Origin of the sequence: uncultured Campylobacter sp., assembly GCF_938030785.1 — a bacterium.
In the GTDB taxonomy this organism is placed as follows: Bacteria; Campylobacterota; Campylobacteria; order Campylobacterales; family Campylobacteraceae; genus Campylobacter_B.
Window position 1 is genome coordinate 1 of sequence record NZ_CALHIK010000092.1, and the last position, 4,247, is coordinate 4,247.

Below are 4,247 nucleotides of genomic sequence, written 5' to 3' on the forward strand. Positions count from 1 at the left end.
CGAGAACGAGACTTCGCCTATCGGCAAAGATATCTTGGGCAAGCTTTTGCAAAATGCTGATTTGGCAGCGAAAGAGATCGCACCGATCTGCCAAGACACGGGCATGGCGGTCGTATTCGTCGAGCTAGGGCAGGACGTACATATCGAGGGCGGATATCTGGAGGATGCTATCAATGCAGGCGTCGCGGACGGCTACGTAGGCGGCTATCTACGTAAATCCGTAGTCGCAGAGCCGCTTTTTGAGCGCAAAAACACCACGAACAATACCCCTGCGGTCATCAATACCCGCATCGTCCCCGGAGATAAACTTAAGATCAAAGTAGCCCCGAAGGGCTTCGGCAGCGAAAACAAATCTGTGCTAAAAATGCTCGTTCCCGCAGACGGCATCGAAGGGGTAAAAAAGGTATTTTTAGAGGCGGTCAAATACGCAGGCCCTAACGCCTGTCCTCCGATGGTCGTAGGCGTCGGTATCGGCGGCACGATGGATAAGGCGGCGCTTTTAGCCAAGCAAGCCGCGGTCCGCTCGATTGACAGCAGAAATCCCGACGAGCGCTACGCCAAGCTAGAGGATGAGCTACTAGAGATGGCGCGCGCTACGGGCGTCGGTCCGCAGGGTTTGGGCGGCATAAATACCGCCGTTAAGGTAAATGTAGAGTGGTATCCGACCCACATAGCAGGGCTTCCGGTCGCTGTTAATATCAACTGCCACGCGGCTCGCCATGCCGACGCCGAACTATAAGGAGGAAATCATGTCAGAAGTTAAAAGAATTACCGCACCTTTCGATAAAAGCGTAGTAAAAAGCCTAAAGGCGGGCGATAACGTCCTAATCAGCGGCACCATCATCGCAGCTCGCGACGCCGCGCACAAGGCGCTAACCGAGACTTTGGCTCGCGGTGAGAAGCTACCCGTAAGCTTAGCCGGCGAGACGATATACTATCTGGGACCGACCCCCGCTAAACCTGGTCAGGCAATCGGTGCTGCAGGACCTACGACTAGCGGACGAATGGATAAATATACTCCGACGATGATAAACGAAGTGGGCATCAACGGCATGATCGGCAAGGGCTACCGCAGCGACGCCGTCGTCGAGGCGATGAAAAAATCAGGCTGCGTCTATATGGTCGCTATCGGCGGTGCGGGTGCGCTGATTAGCCAAAGCATCAAAAAATATGAAGTGCTAGCCTACCCCGAGCTCGGCCCCGAGGCGGTCGCGCGACTTACCGTCGAGGATTTCCCAGCTATCGTAGCGATCGACAGCGAGGGCAACAACTTCTACGAAGTAGGTCAGGCGCCTTATAGAAAAATCTAAATTTTGCTAGTGGCGTCCGCGCGGCGCTTTTTGCGGCGCGAGAGTTCGTAAATTTATCGACGTTCGCTCGGGCACCCTAAATTTCGCAGCATAATCTGCGGCGTTTGTTTCGCGAAATTTTACGCTGTCGCGCAGTGAAATTTTATAGCAAATTTAAAGCGCGTCCGTAAAATTTTGTCTCCATTCGCGGCGCGGAATTTTTAAAATTTCGTGCCGCTTAAATTTCTACAGAAATTCCGCCTTCGCTCCATTTAAACAATCCGCCGTTAAAATTTAATCGCAAATTTATCCAAGTCTAAATTTTAAAATTTTGCCATCGTTCGTAAGCGAATTTAAAGCTCGCTAGCGCCATAATCGGATTTAAATTTTAGGAGGGCGATTGAACGCAAGCGAGCTGGAGCAGATCAGACTGGGGCTTTTGTATAAGGCGAAAAGAAATACGATCTTAGCGGCGGCGTGCATGCTCGGCTACGGCGCGTTTTTGTTATACAAACTGCGCGACGGAGGAGGTATGGCGGATTTGTTGCCGTTTATAGGATTATTCGCGGTTGTTCTTATAGTAGCCGTTTTGTGCGATGAAAGCTCTATAAAAGCTAAGATAATCTACGCTGCCTGCCTTTTTGCTATGAGCCTATTTCTAAACGATTTACAAAATCGCCCCACGATTTCCAAATATATCTTACTCGCGATTATAACTTTAATCTTGGCTGCTTCTGGCTTATTCGTATTATTTAGAATCTTTAAACGAGATTATTCGGTAAAATTTCGGCGCGCTTTTAAAGAGCACTATCTAATGCCCTATTTTAAGGCATTCGGCTACCGATATGAAATTTCAGGTGATATCGATCCTGCTAAACTCAAGCTCTCCGGGCTCTTTTTTCGACTAGACAGATACTTATACGGCAACGACAGGATCTCGGGCGTTTATGACGGCGTGAAGTTCACATTTTGTGACGTAAGTTTATTTAATAGATTTTCGGAAAGCGAAATCCTCGGCACCTTTTTCTACGCGGAATTTAACAAACGTATAAGCGCCAAAACCCTGATTTTTCCCGCTCGCGCCGGCGCACCGAACACCCTCGGGCTAAAGAGGATCGATATGGACGATGCGGAGTTTAACGCCGCCTTTGCCGTGTATTGCGAGGACGCGGCAGGCGCGATGTATATCCTGACGCCCACCTTTATGCGGAGGCTCTTGCGCTTCGCAGGCGCCGTAGCCGCGCCCGTTAGCCTTAGCTTCGCAGATAGCAAAATTTATATTTTCGTAAATACGGGGCGCGATAATTTCGAGCCCGACATCGACGAAAGCGTGCTGCGCCGCGACCCTGCCGCGCAGCTCAAGCGCGAGCTTTCGCACTTTTTAGCGATCGTAAAAAACCTAAAACTAAACGAAAGAATTTGGAGCTAGCGGGCGGCTCGCCGTGGCTTTGCGTGTCACAGCCTCGCGCACTATAGCTTCACACGCCGCGCCGCGGCTCCACATGCTACAGCTCTGCGCGCTTTGAAATTTGAAATTTTAAAATTTTGCTTTTCGATTTCGTGCTTTGGAATTTTAAGGCGCGTAAAATTCCGCGCGTTTTGAAATTTAAAATTTTAATCCACACTGCGAAATTCTGCACCGTAAAATTTAAAATCCTGAAAATAAAATCCGCGCCTTGAAATTTTACGCTTTGAAATTTAGAATTTTAAAATTTCGCAGCCGAAATCTTACGCGCCTGAAATTTGAAATTTTGTCGCGCCTTAAAATTTAGCGCACCCGCCAAGCATCACGGTACCCATCAAAGCCCCTGCGCGCTAGAGGGCGCGACTAACTCCTTTATAATTTTACCGGGCTCGCAATGAATTATTTTACTCTCTATCGTAAATTTTTCGCCGTCAAATTTAAAGTATTGATATTCATCGACAAGCTCGCCGTCCGGGTATTTATCGCTATATTTTACCTTAAGAGCGCCCAGTATGCCGTTTTCAAAGGTCAAAAACGTCCTTTTAGCGTATTTATTCTTTATCTCGTCACTGCCGTCTAAATATGAAAAAAAATCATATTCTATGCCGAATCGAGCGGAGTCGTGCGGCGGCGGCACCAAAGAGCTCCTTTTAGAGCAGTCGCAATCTCCGCCGCATGAACGGACGTAGTGGAATATATTCGCTAGGTTTATACCCGCTTCGCTTGCTTCTACCGCCCAAAATTCGTCGTTTGTGAGCTTAGTAGAGCCCTTTGATCCTCCGTAAATAAGATATAGATTTTCTTTAACTTTAAAAACTTTTATCACTCGATCGCCGCCCCATGCGGTACCGACTGCCCAATCGCCGCAGGCGCAATCCCGCCTGCCGCCAAGAACGCATTCTTGCATCTGCTGCGCACCTTTGTCTGCAAAATCCATAATGAAATTTTGCCCGCCGCTTACGTATTGATACGCTACGTAGCTCGCGCCCATCGTGCCGCCGGTGCTGATATCTACCGAATATGCCCGAAACTTGCCGTCCTGCGAGATCGCCATATTCGGGGCGAACCTCAAGGATTTTAAAATTTGAGGCGCTCTCTCGCCCGCGCTTTGCAAAAACTCCATAAACGCAGCCCTTAACCTAACGATGCTCTCGCAAGGCGTACCATCGGGGCGATGCCTGGCTTCATCGATTTCTTTCAGCGCCGCGTCTAAATTTGCCGTTAAAATTTCTAGGTTTTGATCCTTTTGAGCGCTGTTTGCACCTTCTGCCAAAGCGGGCGCTGCCTCGGCGAACATGAAGCTTAATAAGCACAAAAACGAGATTAAAATTTTCAAGTCGCATCCTTTAAATCTTTGATTTTCGCTAGATTATAGCGCAAATTTGCGCCGCGCGAGATTTGGATTTAGAATTTGCGCCCTCAATTTAAAACCCGAATCCGCTCGCTGCGGAATTCTGCGAAATTGCGAAATTTGAAATTCCTTGAAGTTGCAA

4 protein-coding genes are annotated in these 4,247 nt (G+C 48.6%); 3 read left to right on the plus strand and 1 reads right to left on the minus strand.

Annotated features, from left to right (window positions below):
* The 3 genes from Q0438_RS05040 to Q0438_RS05050 form a co-directional block, all read left to right on the plus strand.
* Positions 1-739, plus strand: a 739-nt coding sequence (locus tag Q0438_RS05040; RefSeq protein WP_299188074.1) for a fumarate hydratase, incomplete at its 5' end; no start/stop codon positions are given.
* A 10-nt stretch (positions 740-749) separates the two neighbouring features.
* Complete coding sequence (locus Q0438_RS05045; protein ID WP_177389396.1) at positions 750-1,310, plus strand: Fe-S-containing hydro-lyase; 561 nt, start codon at positions 750-752, stop codon at positions 1,308-1,310.
* Positions 1,311-1,689: 379 nt separating this feature from the next.
* Entirely contained in the window at positions 1,690-2,718 is a 1,029-nt protein-coding gene (locus Q0438_RS05050; RefSeq protein ID WP_299188076.1) for a DUF3137 domain-containing protein, read from the plus strand.
* 370 nt (positions 2,719-3,088) lie between these two features.
* On the opposite strand, the gene Q0438_RS05055 is transcribed toward Q0438_RS05050, so the two are convergent.
* Entirely contained in the window at positions 3,089-4,090 is a 1,002-nt protein-coding gene (locus tag Q0438_RS05055) for a hypothetical protein (protein ID WP_297948000.1), read from the minus strand.
* Positions 4,091-4,247 lie beyond the last annotated feature (157 nt).